At 44.3% G+C, this 17,205-nt stretch carries 15 protein-coding genes, 1 tRNA gene and 1 riboswitch; of the genes, 2 read left to right on the forward strand and 14 right to left on the reverse strand.

Annotation, left to right across the window (positions count from 1 at the left end):
- Positions 1-164 precede the first annotated feature (164 nt).
- The 10 genes from oppF to moaA form a co-directional block, all read right to left on the reverse strand.
- Positions 165-1,151 carry a murein tripeptide/oligopeptide ABC transporter ATP binding protein OppF gene (gene oppF, locus AC3CH3_RS10395; RefSeq protein ID WP_009848634.1) on the reverse strand — a complete coding sequence of 329 codons (987 nt, stop codon included), beginning with the start codon at positions 1,149-1,151 and terminating at the stop codon, positions 165-167.
- Positions 1,148-2,119: an ABC transporter ATP-binding protein gene (gene oppD / locus AC3CH3_RS10400; protein ID WP_012603544.1), complete on the reverse strand. Its 972-nt coding sequence runs from the start codon at positions 2,117-2,119 to the stop codon at positions 1,148-1,150. The genes oppF and oppD overlap by 4 nt, the downstream gene beginning before the upstream one ends.
- A 42-nt stretch (positions 2,120-2,161) precedes the next feature.
- On the reverse strand, positions 2,162-3,064 hold the full coding sequence (gene oppC, locus AC3CH3_RS10405) for an oligopeptide ABC transporter permease OppC (RefSeq protein ID WP_048662067.1): 903 nt from the start codon (positions 3,062-3,064) through the stop codon (positions 2,162-2,164).
- A 12-nt stretch (positions 3,065-3,076) separates the two neighbouring features.
- Entirely contained in the window at positions 3,077-3,997 is a 921-nt protein-coding gene (gene oppB / locus AC3CH3_RS10410) for an oligopeptide ABC transporter permease OppB (RefSeq protein WP_171366589.1), read from the reverse strand.
- A 114-nt stretch (positions 3,998-4,111) separates the two neighbouring features.
- Positions 4,112-5,743, reverse strand: a complete 1,632-nt coding sequence (locus AC3CH3_RS10415; protein WP_055319722.1) for an ABC transporter substrate-binding protein — start codon at positions 5,741-5,743, stop codon at positions 4,112-4,114.
- Positions 5,744-6,375: 632 nt separating this feature from the next.
- The gene (gene moaE, locus AC3CH3_RS10420) at positions 6,376-6,831 is read right to left on the reverse strand and encodes a molybdopterin synthase catalytic subunit MoaE (RefSeq protein ID WP_488537106.1); all 456 of its coding nucleotides are present in this window, start codon (positions 6,829-6,831) and stop codon (positions 6,376-6,378) included.
- A 2-nt stretch (positions 6,832-6,833) separates the two neighbouring features.
- Positions 6,834-7,079 (reverse strand): molybdopterin synthase sulfur carrier subunit, encoded by a 246-nt coding sequence (moaD, locus tag AC3CH3_RS10425; RefSeq protein ID WP_019823606.1) that lies wholly within the window; start codon positions 7,077-7,079, stop codon positions 6,834-6,836.
- Complete coding sequence (moaC, locus tag AC3CH3_RS10430; protein ID WP_004734026.1) at positions 7,076-7,555, reverse strand: cyclic pyranopterin monophosphate synthase MoaC; 480 nt, start codon at positions 7,553-7,555, stop codon at positions 7,076-7,078. Before moaC ends, moaD begins: the two co-directional genes overlap by 4 nt.
- 12 nt (positions 7,556-7,567) lie before the next feature.
- Positions 7,568-8,080 carry a molybdenum cofactor biosynthesis protein B gene (moaB, locus tag AC3CH3_RS10435; RefSeq protein ID WP_010437177.1) on the reverse strand — a complete coding sequence of 171 codons (513 nt, stop codon included), beginning with the start codon at positions 8,078-8,080 and terminating at the stop codon, positions 7,568-7,570.
- 86 nt (positions 8,081-8,166) lie between these two features.
- Positions 8,167-9,156, reverse strand: coding sequence for a GTP 3',8-cyclase MoaA (gene moaA / locus AC3CH3_RS10440; RefSeq protein ID WP_009848642.1), 990 nt, complete (start codon positions 9,154-9,156; stop codon positions 8,167-8,169).
- Positions 9,145-9,297: riboswitch (molybdenum cofactor riboswitch) on the reverse strand. It overlaps the preceding gene by 12 nt.
- Positions 9,298-9,491: 194 nt before the next feature.
- On the opposite strand from moaA, the gene AC3CH3_RS10445 reads away from it, so the two are divergent.
- On the forward strand, positions 9,492-10,379 hold the full coding sequence (locus AC3CH3_RS10445; RefSeq protein WP_048611585.1) for a YvcK family protein: 888 nt from the start codon (positions 9,492-9,494) through the stop codon (positions 10,377-10,379).
- A 75-nt stretch (positions 10,380-10,454) separates the two neighbouring features.
- On the opposite strand, the gene luxU is transcribed toward AC3CH3_RS10445, so the two are convergent.
- The 3 genes from luxU to uvrB form a co-directional block, all read right to left on the reverse strand.
- Entirely contained in the window at positions 10,455-10,799 is a 345-nt protein-coding gene (gene luxU / locus AC3CH3_RS10450; protein ID WP_488537107.1) for a quorum-sensing phosphorelay protein LuxU, read from the reverse strand.
- Between the two features lie 24 nt (positions 10,800-10,823).
- Positions 10,824-12,212: a quorum-sensing sigma-54 dependent transcriptional regulator LuxO gene (gene luxO / locus AC3CH3_RS10455; RefSeq protein WP_004734031.1), complete on the reverse strand. Its 1,389-nt coding sequence runs from the start codon at positions 12,210-12,212 to the stop codon at positions 10,824-10,826.
- Between the two features lie 302 nt (positions 12,213-12,514).
- On the reverse strand, positions 12,515-14,545 hold the full coding sequence (uvrB, locus tag AC3CH3_RS10460; protein WP_017062180.1) for an excinuclease ABC subunit UvrB: 2,031 nt from the start codon (positions 14,543-14,545) through the stop codon (positions 12,515-12,517).
- A 509-nt stretch (positions 14,546-15,054) separates the two neighbouring features.
- Here uvrB and AC3CH3_RS10465 point away from each other — a divergent pair.
- Positions 15,055-15,130 (forward strand) — tRNA-Asn (locus AC3CH3_RS10465).
- A 289-nt stretch (positions 15,131-15,419) separates the two neighbouring features.
- Here the strand turns inward: AC3CH3_RS10465 and melB are convergent.
- A complete protein-coding gene (gene melB, locus AC3CH3_RS10470; protein WP_102321132.1) occupies positions 15,420-16,793 on the reverse strand; it encodes a melibiose:sodium transporter MelB in 1,374 nt (457 codons plus the stop codon).
- Positions 16,794-17,205 lie beyond the last annotated feature (412 nt).

The raw sequence follows: 17,205 nt of genomic DNA on the forward strand, positions 1-17,205 counted from the left end.
AGCCAACTTTTTCAAAACTAGAAGAAGTTGGCTTAGTTGTTCGAATATTTTGATGAAGCTTGTTGAGCGGCAATCAATACACTTAAACCTGAGATAAAAAAAGCGCGACTCTAATAACGAGTCGCGCTTAAGCCTGTCACAGGCTGAACCGTTTTAAATAGGCTCTAGACTTGTACGTGCAAGCAAGATACTGCGTGAACGTCATCGCCTTGAATCGTTGGCTTAGTTTGCGCACACGCCTCTGTTGCTTGTGGGCAACGCGTACGGAATACACAACCTGATGGTGGATTGATTGGTGAAGGTAAATCGCCTTCCAACATCTGAATCGTTTTGTTGCGCTCTAGACGAGGGTCTGGAATCGGAACTGCAGACATCAACGCTTTGGTGTACGGGTGCTTAGGGTCAGAGAATAAGGCATCTGATTCACCAAGCTCTACCGCGTTACCTAGGTACATCACCAAGACACGGTCAGAGATGTGTTTAACCACTGACAAGTCGTGCGCGATGAATACCAAAGACAAACCAAGTTCTTTCTGTAGCTCTTTCAGAAGGTTAACTACTTGAGCTTGGATAGATACATCCAGTGCAGAAACAGGTTCATCACAGATGATCATCTTAGGTTTCAAGATAAGCGCACGTGCAATACCAATACGCTGACACTGACCACCAGAGAATTCATGTGGGTAACGGTTGATTACGTTTGGTAGTAGACCAACCTTTGCCATCATCTCTTTAACTCTGTCCTTTACTTCTTGTTTAGAAAGTTCAGGGAAGAAAGTCTCTAGAGGCTCAGCAATGATATCGCCTACTGACATACGTGGGTTAAGCGATGCTAGCGGGTCTTGGAAGATCATCTGAATCTCTTTACGAGTCTCACGACGCTTCACTTCCTGCATCTTAGTTAGGTCTTGACCTAACCACATCACTTGCCCTTCAGTCGCTTCAACCAAGCCGATAATCGCACGGGCAAAAGTCGACTTACCACAACCAGACTCACCCACTACACCCAGGGTCTCTCCTTCGTAAAGGTGAACATCCACACCATCAACCGCTTTAAGGTTTGATGGTTTTGCCCAAGGCCAAGCAGACTTAGCTGCAATGCTAAAGTGAACTTTCAGGTCTTTAATATCTAATAGTAATTCTTTACTCATTTTGTCCAAGTCTCCCAATCAGAAAAACAAGCACGCTGACGGTCTTTAGCAAATGGCTGCAAAATCGGTGCTTCTTGCTTACAACGGTCCATTACACGGTGACAACGGTCTTGGTAAGGACAACCTGTTGGTAGGCGAAGTAAGTTAGGTGGGTTACCTGGAATCGTCGGTAGAATTTCACCTTCGGTATCCAAACGAGGAATCGCTTTAAGCAGGCCTTCCGCATATGGATGGCTTGGCTCGTAGAAGATTTCATCAACCGTGCCGTATTCCATTGTACGACCCGCGTACATCACAAGTACTTTGTCACATGAGCCAGCAACCACACCCAAATCGTGGGTGATCATGATGATTGCCGTATTGAACTCATCTTTAAGTTCGTTCAGCAATTCCATGATTTGCGCTTGAATGGTTACATCCAGTGCCGTTGTTGGTTCATCAGCGATAAGCAATTTAGGACGACACAGCAGTGCCATTGCGATCATCACACGCTGACGCATACCGCCCGAAAACTCGTGCGGGTACATAGTGATACGCTTGCGTGCTTCAGGGATTTTCACCGCTTCAAGCATGCGTACTGATTCTTCAAACGCTTCTGCTTTACCCATGCCTTTATGCAGCATAAGCACTTCCATCAACTGATCACTTACTTTCATGTAAGGGTTCAGTGAGGTCATTGGATCTTGGAAGATCATCGCGATCTGTTCAGCACGAACCTTGTTCAGTGCTTTTTCAGGCAGGTTGAGGATTTCATTGCCTTCAAACTTTGCACTGCCTGAGATGATGCCGTTCTTAGCCAGCAGTCCCATCAGTGCAAATACCGTTTGAGATTTACCCGAACCCGACTCACCAACAATACCCAGCGTTTCGCCTTGATTGAGTGAGAAGTTCAGGTCGTTTACTGCGGTTACGATACCATCTTGCGTGGTAAATTCGACGCGCAGATCTTTGACATCTAATAAGCTCATTATTGCTTCCTTAATCTTTTATAGCTTTTAATTGCTATTTCGTTATCTGTCTTTTGGATCAAGCGCGTCGCGCAGACCATCACCTACGTAGTTAAAGCAGAACAGCGTAACTACCATGAATGCCGCAGGGAATGTCAGTTGCCAGATTGCAACTTCCATTGTTTGCGAACCTTCTTGAAGCAATGCGCCCCAGCTTGTCATAGGCTCTTGAACACCAAGACCAAGGAAAGATAAGAATGATTCTGTAAGGATCATGCTTGGAATAAGCAGCGTAGAGTAAACCGCTACGATACCCAGTACGTTTGGTACGATGTGACGTGTAATGATCTTCCATTTGCTCACACCACATACGTGTGCTGCTTCAATGAACTCTTTACTACGTAAGCTCAGCGTTTGACCACGTACAATACGCGCCATATCTAGCCAAGCAATCGCACCAATAGCAACGAAGATTAGGATGATGTTACGACCAAAGAATGTTACTAGAACGATAACTAGGAACATGAATGGAACCGCGTACAAGATCTCTAGGATACGCATCATCACTCGGTCAGTACGACCACCGATGAAGCCAGAAGCGGCACCGTAAAGCGTACCAATCAGTACTGCTACGAAGGCACCCATCACACCAACCATCAATGAGATACGACCACCGATAAGCGTACGAACGTACAAGTCACGGCCTAAGCTATCTGTACCAAACCAGTGATCCGCGTTTGGACCTACGTGCATTGCGTACCAGTCAGTATCATCATAAGTGTACTGAGCTAGCATCGGTAAGAAGATAACCGCCAGTACCATAATAGTAAGGATGAACAGGCTGACCATTGCAGCTTTGTTACGCATGAAACGAATGCGTGCATCCTGCCACAAACTACGACCTTCAATCTCTAAACTCTCAGAGAACTTTTCGATCGCTTCTAAATTTTCTTTTTTCTTCAACATAACCAGTCCCTGTTAGTAGCGAATTTTCGGATCAATCAGCGCTAGCAAAATATCAACGATTGCGTTGAACAAGATGAATAGGAAACCAATCAAGATGGTTACACCCATTACTAGCGAGTAGTCACGGTTAAACGCGGCGTTAACAAACAGCTTACCGATACCTGGTAGGCCGAAGATGGTTTCAACAACAACTGAACCTGTGATGATACCTACGAACGCAGGGCCCATGTAAGAAACAACAGGCAGCATTGCTGGCTTAAGTGCATGTTTTAGAATGATGTAACGGTAGCTTAGGCCTTTTGCACGTGCAGTTCGGATAAAGTTACTGTTTAGCGTTTCAATCATGCTACCGCGAGTAATACGAGCAAAGGTTGCTACATAAAGAAGAGACATCGCGATAACAGGCAGCACGATATACATGAATGTACCGCCATGCCAACCACCTGCTGGGAATATATTCCAGTGCAGGGAGAAAAGGTAAATAAGCGCCGGTGCCAACACGAAGGATGGCATCACCACCCCGAGCATGGCGGTCGACATTATGGTGTAGTCGATCCAGGTATTGTGCTTCAAGGCAGCAATCGTCCCGACGGTGACCCCCATCAATAGTGTGAAGATAAAGGCAACAAAACCTACCTTCGCAGATACTGGAAGTGCAACCGCGATCAGCTCATTTACTGTGTAATCTTGGTATTTAAACGAGGGACCGAAGTCACCTTGTAAGATATTTGTCAAATACGTGGTGTATTGTTCAAATACTGGTTTATCTAAGCCGTATTTAGCTTCGATGTTAGCCATAACTTCTGGCGGTAATGGACGTTCGCTTGAAAACGGGTTACCCGGTGCGAAACGCATGAGAAAGAAAGATATAGTGATCAACACCAACATGGTTGGAATCGCTTCAAATATCCTTTTCATAATGAATTTAAGCATAAACTCACTCTTTCAGTCTGTGACAATTAAAATTAGAAAGACGCTACATGCGCGCCCTGCGCATGTAGTGTCTGTATCGTTATAGTTATATTAACTTTTTAGAATCGAAGCTTATTATTGAGCTTTGATGTATAGGTCTTTCGAGAAGATCTTATCTTCCGCGTTGTTGATTGGGAAACCACCAACATGCGGGTTAAGTAGACGAGATTTAACGTATTGGTAGATAGGAGCGATTGGCATGTCTTTTGCCATTAGCGCCTCAGCTTCTAGGTAAAGTGCTTTACGCTCTTCTTCTGAAGTTGAGTTAAGTGCTTTATCGATGATTTGATCGTAAGCCGCGCTGTCGTAGTGAACACCACCGGTAGTGTTGTTACTCTTCATTAGCGTTAGGAACGAAGACGCTTCGTTGTAGTCACCACACCAACCAGCACGTGCTACTTCGAAGTCACCAGAATCTTTAGAAGATAGGTACGTTTTCCACTCTTGGTTCTCAAGTGTTACAGAAAGACCCAGTGTTTTCTTCCACATAGAACCTAGCGCTACAGCAATCTTCTTGTGGTTCTCTGAAGTGTTGTAAAGTAGGTTGAATTTAAGTGGGTTGTCTTTACCGTAACCCGCTTCTTCAAGAAGACGTTCCGCTTCTGCGTTGCGCTCTTTCTGAGACATCTTACCGTAAGCAGGTAGCTCAGGATCGAAACCAGCTGTGATTTCAGGCGTTAGGAAGTACGCAGGTTTTTGACCTTGCGCTAGGATAGCACCTGTTACGATATCACGGTCGATCGCGTAAGAGATTGCCTGACGAACACGAACATCATCAAATGGTGCTTTCTTCGTGTTGAAGATGTAGTAGTAAGTACATAGGTTACCCGCTACAGATACATCTTCCGCGTACTCTTTTTGAAGACGCTTGAAGTGCTCAGTTGGAAGTTCGTTTGTGAAATCGATTTCGCCAGATAGGAAGCGGTTCATTTCCGCTACTTGGTTTTCGATTGGTAGGAAGGTTACTTTATTTAGAACCGTCTTATCGTTGTTCCAGTATTGGTCGTTACGCTTAAGTACTAGACGCTCGTTAACAACCCATTTATCAACAGAGAATGCACCATTGCCAACAAAGTGCTCTGGCTTAGTCCACTGGTCACCGTATTTTTCAACAGTCGCCTGGTGTACTGGCTTCATTGTTGTGTGGCCCATCATCATTACGAAGTATGGTACCGCTGTTTCTAATTCAACAACAAGCGTGTTTGCATCTACAGCTTTAACGCCTAGCTCACTCTTGTCTTTCTTACCCGCTACGATGTCCTTCGCATTCGCCATCTTGGTATATTCCATGTACCAAGCGTATGGAGAAGCCGTCGCAGGATCGACTGCACGTTTCCAGCTGTATACGAAATCTTCAGCTGTTACAGGATCGCCGTTAGACCATTTTGCGTCTTTACGTAGGTGGAAAGTGAATGTTTTGTTGTCTGTCGTTTCCCAGCTTTCAGCAACACCAGGGATAGTATTACCTTCGCCGTCTTGGTTCACTAGACCTTCAAGAAGATCACGGATTACGTGAGATTCTGGTACACCTTGAGATTTGTGTGGGTCGATTGTCGCAACTTCAGTACCGTTACCACGAACAAGTTCCTGAACTTTTGCCAGTTCTGTACCTGCTGGAACTTCAGCAGCAATAGAAAGAGTAGAAGAGGCAGCCACTGCCAAACCAGCACCTAGAAGAAGGGCCTGAGTGATTTTATTCTTGTACATTTAATAAACTCCAAGTTTTATGTATTGCATCCATGACTTCTTTGCTTGGTTCACTGAACGGCAGTGATTTAGATTTATTTAGCTCAAAATTTAAGCATAAAAACCTAAAACCTTACAAAGATTGAGGCACACACTATCAACCATTGAAGTAATTTGCCATAAACAAGTCGCAAAAAATCGGATAATTCTCCGAATTACTTAAGGAAATAGTGTAAATCTCTAATAAAAACCTAATGAATAGTGAGTTACACATAGGGATTAATTAAAAAACAGCCTTTAGTGTTGATGTATCTGTATTGATACTTTTTTTTAGCATCTTATGCTAGAACACAGACGGCAAATTAACATTAATGCCACATGAAATCTAATTGCACATCACATATCCCCTAAATAGACTCCACTATTTGTGAGGATTATCACTTTATACAAAACAGCATAAAGCACTGCACCAAAACAGATTTAGCAATGCACCAAGACAGACAAAATCACGCACCGAATTTATATGCAACTTGAATGATTAACCATTTATTAATACACCGCTTATTTATAAATAGCTTTGTAGCACGCACAAAAAAACCGACGTTAATAGTCGGCTTTTAATATTCGTTCTGAAGGTAAGTAACCTTGGGTGGTTATTTTTCCCAACGCTCTGCAGCTTTCGCATCTGAATCTCGAGAGTCAACCCAACGAGTTTCTTCAGTGGTACGTTCCTTCTTCCAAAACGGCGCTTTGGTTTTTAGGAAGTCCATCACAAACTCACAGGCTTCGAAGGCAGCGCCACGATGCGCACTGGAGACACCAACGTAAACAATCTGGTCACCGATATCTAGGTCACCCACGCGGTGAATCACTCGCATCTTCTGAATAGGCCAGCGCGCTTCAGCTTGATCACAGATCTCGCTCAGTGATTTCTCTGTCATGCCAGGATAGTACTCCAGAGACAAACCAATCACGTTGTCGCCAAGGTTCATGTCGCGAACTTTACCAACGAACGTCACAATCGCTCCGGCAGCTGTACCTTGAGCCAAGTAGTCGTATTCGTCGCCTACAGAGAAATCCTCTGCTGTTACTAATACTCTTGGATCCATGCTTAGCCTCCTGTCACTGGTGGGAAGAAAGCGACTTCATCGCCGTCTTTCACTTCAGTCGTCAAAGGTACGATTGATTGGTTAAGCGCAGCCAGAAGCTTGCCCTCTTCCAATGCGATATCCCATTTGCCTTCTTGTGTTACAAGGTGGCTGCGAATCGCTTCGATAGTGCTGAATTGCGCGTCGACTTCTAGGCTATCAACACCGACAAGTTCACGAGTTTGAGCAAAGAAAAGTACAGTAATCATGATTCCACCTTAAAGTGTCCTGATTTACCACCTGTCTTCTCTAACAGACGTACGTTCTCGATAACAATGTCTTTCTGAACAGCTTTACACATATCGTAAATCGTCAGTGCAGCAACAGAAGCAGCCGTTAGCGCTTCCATTTCTACGCCTGTCTTACCCGCAAGCTTACATACCGACTCGATACGTACCTTGTTTTCAGACTCGATCGCTTCAAGTTGCACTTCTACTTTCGTCAGTAGTAGAGGATGACACAGTGGAATCAGATCCCACGTCTTCTTCGCCGCTTGGATACCCGCAATGCGTGCCGTTGCGAAAACATCACCTTTATGGTGGCTACCAGAAACAATCAACTCTAGCGTTTCTGCCGACATTTGAACGAAAGCTTCTGCTCTCGCTTCACGTACTGTCTCAGCTTTAGCCGATACATCGACCATGTTTGCTTCGCCAGACGCGTTAATGTGTGTAAATTGGCTCATACTCAAACCACCTTATACAGAAAGATGTGGCATGAAGTTACAAGGGCGGTGGCTAGCATCCATCTGTTGCTTGATGATCTTAGTCCAACCTGTACGGCAAGCGCCTGTAGAGCCTGGCATCGCAAAGATTACTGTGTGGTTAGCAAAACCCGCAATCGCACGAGATTGAATCGTCGATGTACCAATCTCTTCGTAAGACACTTGGCGGAAAAGTTCACCAAAGCCTTCTACTTCTTTGTCGAACAGTGGCTTAAGTGCTTCAGGCGTGCTGTCACGAGATGTAAAACCCGTACCGCCCGTGATCATGATCGCTTGAACGCTGTCATCAGCAATCCACTGAGATACGATCGCACGGATCTTGTACATGTCATCGATAACGATTTGCTTATCAACCACGTTGTGGCCTGCTTCTTTAGCATGCTCAGCTAGGTAACCACCTGACGTGTCATTTTCTTCTGTACGAGTATCTGAAACGGTTAGTACTGCGATGTTTGCTGCTTGAAATTTGCTTTCTGCGTGACCCATTTGTTCACCTATATAAATTTTTCATTAGACTGATTCGCCCAGCCTAAAGAAGCTGAGAGATAAAATGCTTTAGGGTATATAGCGGGTTAACCGCCGATTGACGCCAAGTTTGGAGTCATGCCGCTGTTGCCATCGTGTAAGAAGTGGCTAACGGACTTGGTTTGAAGCTGAGCCTGAATTCGATCAATGAGCTCTTGCTCTTGTTGATCTTCTTGAATCAGATCTCTCAGTTCAACACCATGGTCGCCAAACAGACATAGGTGAAGTTTACCGGTCGCAGAAACGCGCAGACGGTTACAACTCTCACAAAAGTCTTTCTCGTAAGGCATGATCAAACCGATTTCACCCTTGTAGTCTGGGTGGACAAACACTTGCGCCGGACCATCGTTAACGGCTTTGACTTTTAGCAGCCAACCATTAGCAATAAGCTGGTTGCGAATCGCAACGCCAGACACATGATGTTTATCGAACAACTCGTCCATCTCGCCGGTTTTCATCAGCTCGATAAAACGTAATTGAATGGGTTTGTCTTTGATCCAATTAAGGAAGGCTGGTAATTCCTGACTGTTAAGGTCTTTCATTAATACGACGTTGACTTTGACTTGTTCAAAGCCAACCTCAAACGCTTTATCAATGCCTCGCATAACCTCAGTAAACTTATTCTCACCAGTGATCTGATGGAACATGCGCGAATCTAAACTATCAACGCTCACGTTTATATGGGTTAAACCAGCATCACGCCATTGTCCTACTTGTTTCTCCATGCGGTAGCCATTCGTTGTGGTGGCCACTTTTTCGATGCCTGGAGTAGAAGCAACGGTATGTATGATTTCAGGAAAGTCTTTACGCAGACTCGGCTCTCCGCCTGTAATGCGGATCTTTGAGGTGCCACAATCTGCAAACGCTTTAACAACGCGTTTGATCTCGGGAACACTTAAAAAAGACGAGTTTTTTTGCCCTGACGGTTTATAACCATCTGGCAAGCAGTAAGTACATTTAAAGTTACAGACGTCTGTAACCGACAAGCGCAAGTAATAAAACTTGCGATGGAATCTATCTTCGAATTGTTGCGCCACGGAACACCTTTCCAAACACGGGAGGCATAATCATTTCCAATTAAGCCCTTGTGACAACATGTCACTGGCTCTTGATGCGTATCGGTACAGCAAATACCACTGTGCGACTTAGCATGCGAGAGCTCGGAGTTATGGCAACTGAGCGTTATATTCACACGCGCAGTAGCTGAGTAATAAAATACTTAATATTTGTACGTGAATCTAGCTCTGATGGTAAAAAACGGGTCACATCGGCAAAAAAAACGTATCAAACGCTCAAAATAACTCTTGTTGAGTATATAGCGAGAAGCATTTAACCTAAATTATAGTTGGTAATAACCTAACAAGAACAATAAATGAATATTTACTCTTCAAAGAAAGTCGTAGCAATCGGCGGTGGCCATGGCTTAGGTCGCATGTTAGCTGCATTAAAAGACTTTGGTAACAACGCAACTGGCATTGTTGCAACGACAGATAACGGCGGTTCCACCGGACGTATTCGAGATTGCCAAGGTGGCATCGCATGGGGAGATACACGTAACTGTATCAACCAATTAATTACAGAACCTTCAATCAGTTCGATGATGTTCGAATACCGCTTTCGCGGCCAAGGTGAGCTAGACGGTCATAACTTAGGTAACCTAATGCTGACGGCGTTAGACAACCTTTCCGTTCGCCCATTGGAAGCGATTAACCTGATTCGAAATATGCTCAAGGTCGATGTCAATATCGTCCCAATGACAGAGCATCCTTCAGACCTCACCGCTCTATCAATGGACGGCCGCTGGGTAACCGGCGAAACCAACGTTGATGACATGACGGAAAAGCTGCGCATGATGGACTTGTCTCCAGAAGTGCCAGCAACCAAAGAAGCCGTTGCTGCCGTTGAGCAAGCAGACTGCATTGTCCTTGGCCCTGGAAGCTTTTTAACCAGTGTGATGCCTCCTCTTCTCCTTCCAGAGATTGGGAAAGCCATAGCTGAAAACACCAAGGCAAAAGTTATCTTCGTTGAAAACCTTTCACCAGAGCACGGCCCTGCAGGGAAAATGACGCTTCAAGAGCAATTGGAGTGGTGTGAACGTACCTGTAAGGCAAGAAAGATAGACATAGTGTTGGGCAATGAACCACACCCTGAATTAGAAGGGCAATGGAATTGTGTGACCACAGATCTTGCATCAGCAAACCGAGATTGGCGACACGACCGTGTCAAGCTTCAACAAGCCATTGAAGCTCAGTTGGCTTAAGCCATAGGTTCAAGCGACAGACAACAAAAAAGGAGCATCATGCTCCTTTTTTGTTGTCTGTAATAACTCGCCGTTTTAGAGGTCCGCCATCAACTGCTGATATTCAGTGTACGTCGATAACAGGAGGTCTTGCATATCTTGAAAATCAATCTCGGTTACAGGCAACGCTTGCTTCACTTTTGCGTCTAAGCTAATCGCAAAACTACACAAAGAATCCGCACCAAAGCTTGCTGCGCTGCTCTTAAGTGCATGACTGATATCAGCCAAGTACTTAGAGGTATCCGACTCTTTATTTATCTCGAGGTGTTCGTAGTAGCCTTTCAACTCACCTAAAAAGATTTCCAGTAAAACCGGAACATTCTCTTGGCCTATTTCGCCGGCAAGCTCATCAACTTTTTGCTGATTTAATACTTTCGTCATTATTATTTTCTTATTGTTTGTTGATTACTGCTTCGCATTCCACGTTTGCAACTTACGGTATATCGTCGATGGACTGACATCTAAGAAACCTGCCGCACGAGGGATGTTGCCATCACACGCTTTAATGGCCTGCTCGATAGCCGTTTTCTCAGTGATCCACAATGGGAAAATATCTTTTACCGTGATGTCTTCATTCTGCTTCTCTTTCAATCGCAGACTGTTTTCAATCGGTTGGTTCAACGGTGGTGGAAGCATGTTGAGAGTAATCTCTTTGCCGTTATTCAATACCACCACGTTTCGCAACACGTTTTGTAGCTGACGAACATTACCCGGCCACTCATATTGATTAAAGCGATCAAGTACTTCCTGAGCAAAACGTACAAACGCCTTCCCCTCCTCGACCGACATATAGCCTAGCAGAGAATACGCAATCTCGATGACATCTTCACCACGCTCGCGCAATGGCGGCAAGTGCAGTGGAATCACGTATAAACGATAGTATAAATCTTCTCTAAAGCGACCTTCTTGTACTTCTTTCCAAGGGTCACGGTTGGTCGCACACACAAAACGAACGTCGACACTCTTCATCTTCGAAGAGCCGACTTTTTGGAAAGTACCGGTTTGGATAAAGCGCAGCAACTTGGTTTGCAGCTCTAAGTCCATTTCGCACAGTTCATCAAGAAACAGTGTTCCACCATCAGCAAGCTCAGCAGCACCTTGGCGATCGGTCGCCGCACCGGTAAAGGCACCTTTAACGTGACCAAACAATTCACTTTCAATCAGATCTTTAGGGATAGCGGCACAGTTAATCGCGATGAAAGGCTTATCGCCACGCTTACTCGCCGCATGAATGGCTTCTGCACATACCTCTTTACCGGTACCACTTTCACCAGTAATGAAAATGCTTGCCTTACTCGATGCAGCAGAATCAATCGTTCGGTAAACCTGCTGCATGGTTTGGCTACTGCCGATAAAGCCTTGGTAATTTTGGTTTCCCGGGTGTTCCGAGCTATTTTTAAGCTTGGTGGCTTTGCGGATCGCGTTGTTCACCGTAATACGGAGTCGGTCGGCTTCACACGGTTTAATAAGGAAATCTTGAGAACCATGACGCATCGCTTCTACGGCGGTATCGATAGAGCCGTGAGCCGTCATGAAGATAACCGGAACTTCAGGGTACTTTTGTTTTACAGCAAATAGCACGTCCATACCCGTCATATCAGGCAGACGTAGATCTAATAAAATAAGGTCTGGGATTCGATGATTCAAACTCTCGATTGCATCGCGGCCAGTGCCAACAATGTTGATATCAATTTCGAGCGGTGTAAGATACGAGCGATATAAAGCTGCTACCGAAGCGGTATCCTCTACCATCAACAAATACTTCGATTTGTTATCTAGCGTTTTTGATTGCATATCCTAGCCATTTATAATTTGCATTTCTTATTATAGTCGCATTCCGCTTTGCATTATGCAAATTAGCCACAATATTTGTAGTGTGTTTTTTTACTTACTTCAAACAATCAATGTTTTATCTATCTGGCACGAACGATGCAACGGTATAAATGACCTTCGGGTCACCTAGCCAACTGACGTTGTTAGTGGACCGAGTGTTCACAAACGTAAGCCAGTAGAACATTTACTACTGGCTGTTTTTTTGTCTGAAACACTCTCAATTCTTGTGCTGAGAGGGATCACTTCTCGAGCGAAAAGTGAGATTAGCTGTTGGTAATAAACTGCTTTCTTAGCTGCTCAATTTCATCACGCTTCTGTGCCGCCAATTCAAATTCCAGATTCTGAGCATGCTGATACATCGCAGCTTCTAGCTTACTGATCTCTTTATCAAGCTGTTGCGGCGTAAGTACGGCATAACTTTCAGAAGGCTCAGCTACCTTAGATAAAGGAACTTGCTTCGATTGGCGCTGCTGCTTCGACTTGGTTAGATCACCCAGTTCCATAATGTCTTTAATATTGCGTTTCAACGCTTGCGGCGTGATACCTTGCTCTTCGTTGTAGGCTTGCTGTTTCTCACGACGACGATCGGTTTCATCAATCGCTTTTCTCATCGACTTAGTAATCGAATCACCATAAAGGATTGCTCGACCTTCCAAGTTACGAGCAGCACGACCAATGGTTTGGATCAGAGAACGCTCAGAACGTAAGAAGCCCTCTTTGTCTGCATCAAGAATCGCCACCAGCGACACTTCAGGCATATCCAAACCTTCACGAAGTAAGTTAATGCCCACTAACACGTCGAACTCGCCCAAACGTAGGTCTCGGATGATCTCTACACGCTCAACGGTATCGATATCCGAGTGCAAGTAACGCACTTTAACGCCGTGCTCACTTAGGTACTCGGTTAAGTCTTCTGCCATTCTCTTGGTCAACGTGGTAACCAAAACACGCTCTTCTTTCACTGAACGGATTCTGATTTCAGACAGCAAGTCATCCACCTGCGTCGCGACAGGTCTTACTTCGATGATTGGGTCTAACAGACCAGTAGGACGTACCACTTGATCAGCAATCTCGCCATCTGATTTTTCAATCTCGTAATTACCTGGTGTTGCCGACACAAAAATCGTTTGTGGGGCTATAGACTCAAATTCTTCAAACTTCATTGGGCGGTTATCCAATGCAGAAGGCAGTCTAAAACCAAACTCGACCAAGGTTTCTTTACGAGAACGGTCACCTTTATACATCGCACCAATTTGCGGCACAGTCACGTGTGACTCATCGATGATCAGCAAACCATCATCAGGCAGGTAGTCAAATAACGTTGGCGGCGCTTCCCCTTCCGCACGGCCGCTCAAGTATCGTGAATAGTTTTCGATACCGGAACAGAAGCCAAGCTCAGTCATCATCTCAATATCAAACTGAGTTCTTTGAGAGATACGCTGCTCTTCCAAAAGCTTATTGTTGTCTTTTAAGTATTGAGCACGATCGCGCAGTTCGTCCTTGATATTCTCAATCGCCTCAAGGATTTTTTCTCTTGGCGTTACATAGTGAGTTTTTGGATAAACTGTAAAACGCGGTAAGTCTCTTTGTTTCACCGCACCAGTCAGAGGATCAAAAATACTAATGCAGTCCACTTCGTCATCGAACATTTCAATTCGAACCGCATCTTGGTCAGATTCAGCGGGAAAGATATCAATCACCTCACCACGAACACGGAACTGACCACGTTCAAAGGCGACATCGTTTCTTGAATATTGCAGCTCAGCCAAGCGGCGCAAAATATCACGCTGATCCATCACCTCGCCACGACTCAAATGAAGCATCATCTTCAAATAAGACTTAGGATCACCCAGACCGTAGATAGCCGACACAGAAGCCACAATGATGGCGTCTTTTCGTTCTAATAAGGCTTTGGTTGCCGAAAGCCTCATTTGTTCGATATGAGCGTTCACAGACGCATCTTTCTCGATGAACGTGTCCGTGGTTGGAACGTAGGCTTCAGGTTGGTAGTAATCGTAGTAAGAAACGAAATACTCAACGGCATTGTTTGGAAAGAAAGATTTCATCTCACCGTAAAGTTGAGCCGCCAGTGTCTTGTTAGGCGCTAACAGAATCGCTGGTCTTTGAGATTGGGAAATGACGTTGGCAAGTGTAAAGGTTTTACCTGAGCCCGTTACCCCTAGTAGAGTTTGATGTGCCAAACCAGAATCTAATCCGTCTAGTAATTTGGTTATCGCTGTCGGCTGGTCACCGGACGGGCTGTAGTCCGATACCAAGTCAAAGAGTTTACTCATAGGTCGCCATTTCAATACTGTTTTTTTAATCAGGTCATTGTCACTCTAGGAGGAGTGTCGTTGCAACAATTATCTAGAGAAATGCATCTTAAGATCAGAGATCAGTTATAGCTTTTATTTTTAGAACTTGGTATTATCCGTGCCCCTGCAAAGTTTCCCCAGCTAAATTACTCGAATTTTAATCCACCACTTTTCCCCAAAAAACCTAAAAATACCGCTTGTTTTACTGTTCGCTTTATAATCTACAAAAGTTATACAATTGCGATTTTTTGCTATAAATCTTTTAAATACATTACGTTAGATAAGATTTTTACATTTTTCGATTTATCCCAATTATTGTTGTTAAAGTTTCACACACAAACTTATCCACAATTTTGGTGGATAACTAAAGCAAAGCTAAATCCTATAAGGCGTTCAAGAAAGTAAAGTTTTTTATCTTACTTTTTTCTGATATTTTTTATTGACAGAAATCCGGACAATTATTAGAATTCGCGTCGCTAACAAGCAATTCCCCTTTAGTTCAGTTGGTAGAACGGCGGACTGTTAATCCGTATGTCGCAAGTTCAAGTCTTGCAAGGGGAGCCAAATTCAGAAAAAAGCTCAATCGAAAGATTGGGCTTTTTTCGTATATAACTGCGACTAACTTGTTCCAAGTTAATGTCACAAACCTAGCCGCCCGCGTTCAAGTCTCGACAAGGGGGCCAAATTTAAAGAAGCCGCATCACTCGATGCGGCTTTTTGCGTTTTAGTCGAAACAAAAGCTCTACAGGCACAGCTTTGATTAGCTAACATCCATAAAAAACGCCTCACAAGGAGGCGTTTGGGCTTAATGACTAAACTGAGCGTTATTCTAGATGAGACGTCGTTTTAGCGGTTATGCTTCTGCTGTAACAACATGAGTCTGAGTCTCTTTACCGGCTTGGTCTTGATCAAATCCTTCATGCAGGTGGTAGTAGCGCTTGTAAACAAGAGCACTTACCGTCATTAGAATCGCGGGTAAACCTACCATCATAAACTGCAGCCCCATGATAGTGCTGTCAGACTGTTCCACGTTTGGTACATAACCCACCACAGACAAGCCCATACCAACAATAAAACCACCAGCCGCGCCTGCAAACTTAACAAGCATCGTTTGAACAGAGAAGATAACACTCTCACTGCGACGACCTGTTTTGTGTTCACCGTAATCAACAACATCGGCAAGCATTACAGTTTGCAATGCATTAGCGATACCCACACCAAACTTGATTGCAGCACCTGCGATACCGATTAGAATCGCGTTCCCTGGAGCGATAAAGCCCATGATAAGTAGAGTGATACAAGACAGCACTGGGAAGCCACAAGCGATAACCCATAGGTGCTTGCGTGGTAACACTGATGCAATACGAGGGAACAAGAATACGCCTGCAACTTCAGCGATACCTGCCACCATCATATAAACGGGGAACAAGTCAGCGTTGCCTAAAGCGTAAGAGAAGTAGTAAATCGCAAAACCACCCACCAGCAAGTTTGCTATTTGGAACGACAATACGGTACCAATAAGTGCTTTTAGTTGGTCATTCTTACCAATGATAACCATTACATCTTTAAAGCTGAAACGCTCAGCTGGTTTCGCATTTGCTGGTGCAGATTTTTCTTTTACGTTGCGAGCAATCAAGAATGCACTCATCACGAACAGCACAGCAATCAACATAGCAACGTTGAAGAAACCTTGTCCTTGGTCGCCATCACCCAGTTTACCGACAATGTGTAACCCGTAAGTACCCGTAATAAACCACGCCAAGCTAGCAAACAATCGTGGCCAAACAACCAGCTTTTCACGTTCTTGACGAGAGCTCGATAGTGCAGGAATCAAAGACCAGTATGGAATATCCATAATAGTATAGGTAAGGCCCCACAGAATATAAGCAGCCGCTGCATAAATGTATAACGTAGTGCCTTCAAACATATGCGTACTAAAAAGGCCAACAAGCACTACAGCATTTAACAGAGTTCCAATCACTATCCAAGGACGGAATTTACCAAACTTAGAGCGCGTGTTATCAACGATAACACCCATCATTGGGTCGGTCACCGCGTCGACAATGCGCGCGGCCAAAAAGATAGTACCCACAAATGCCGCTGACAGCCCAGCAACATCAGTGAAGTAAAACATTAAAAAGATGTAGATTGGAGCACAGGCAAAGTCTTTACCTAAAGCCCCAAGTCCATACGATAATTTGGTTTGTAGAGTAATTTGATCAGACATAGTATTTCCTTCAGGCGCGTAACTTCATCTCCTAACAGACGCTGAAACGCTTACCTTTTATTTATAATAATTTATCCACTCAAGTTCTGTTTTAGAGCCACTCTGTGGTCGCTTCTTAAAACACTCAAGTATCAAGTCCGACGCTAATGTAACCATTCCAACGCACAGATACTGTGATCAATAACCACTCAATGGAAACGTTTTCAGTCAAATATCTAAAGTGAGAGATCGAACAATAAAACCCTCGAATTGATAGAGAATATCGCTAATTAAAGTGCTCAAAACAGTTCGTAGTGTGAAGTAACGCATGAGAACGATTACATAAGTGCAGTATCACGCTGGGAATACCTACAGTTCTCCAATCTATAAGGGCACATCAAATTGATTAGATACTTCATGACGGCTTATTGAA

The sequence above is a fragment of the Vibrio sp. QJM3NY_35 genome (assembly GCF_057785915.1).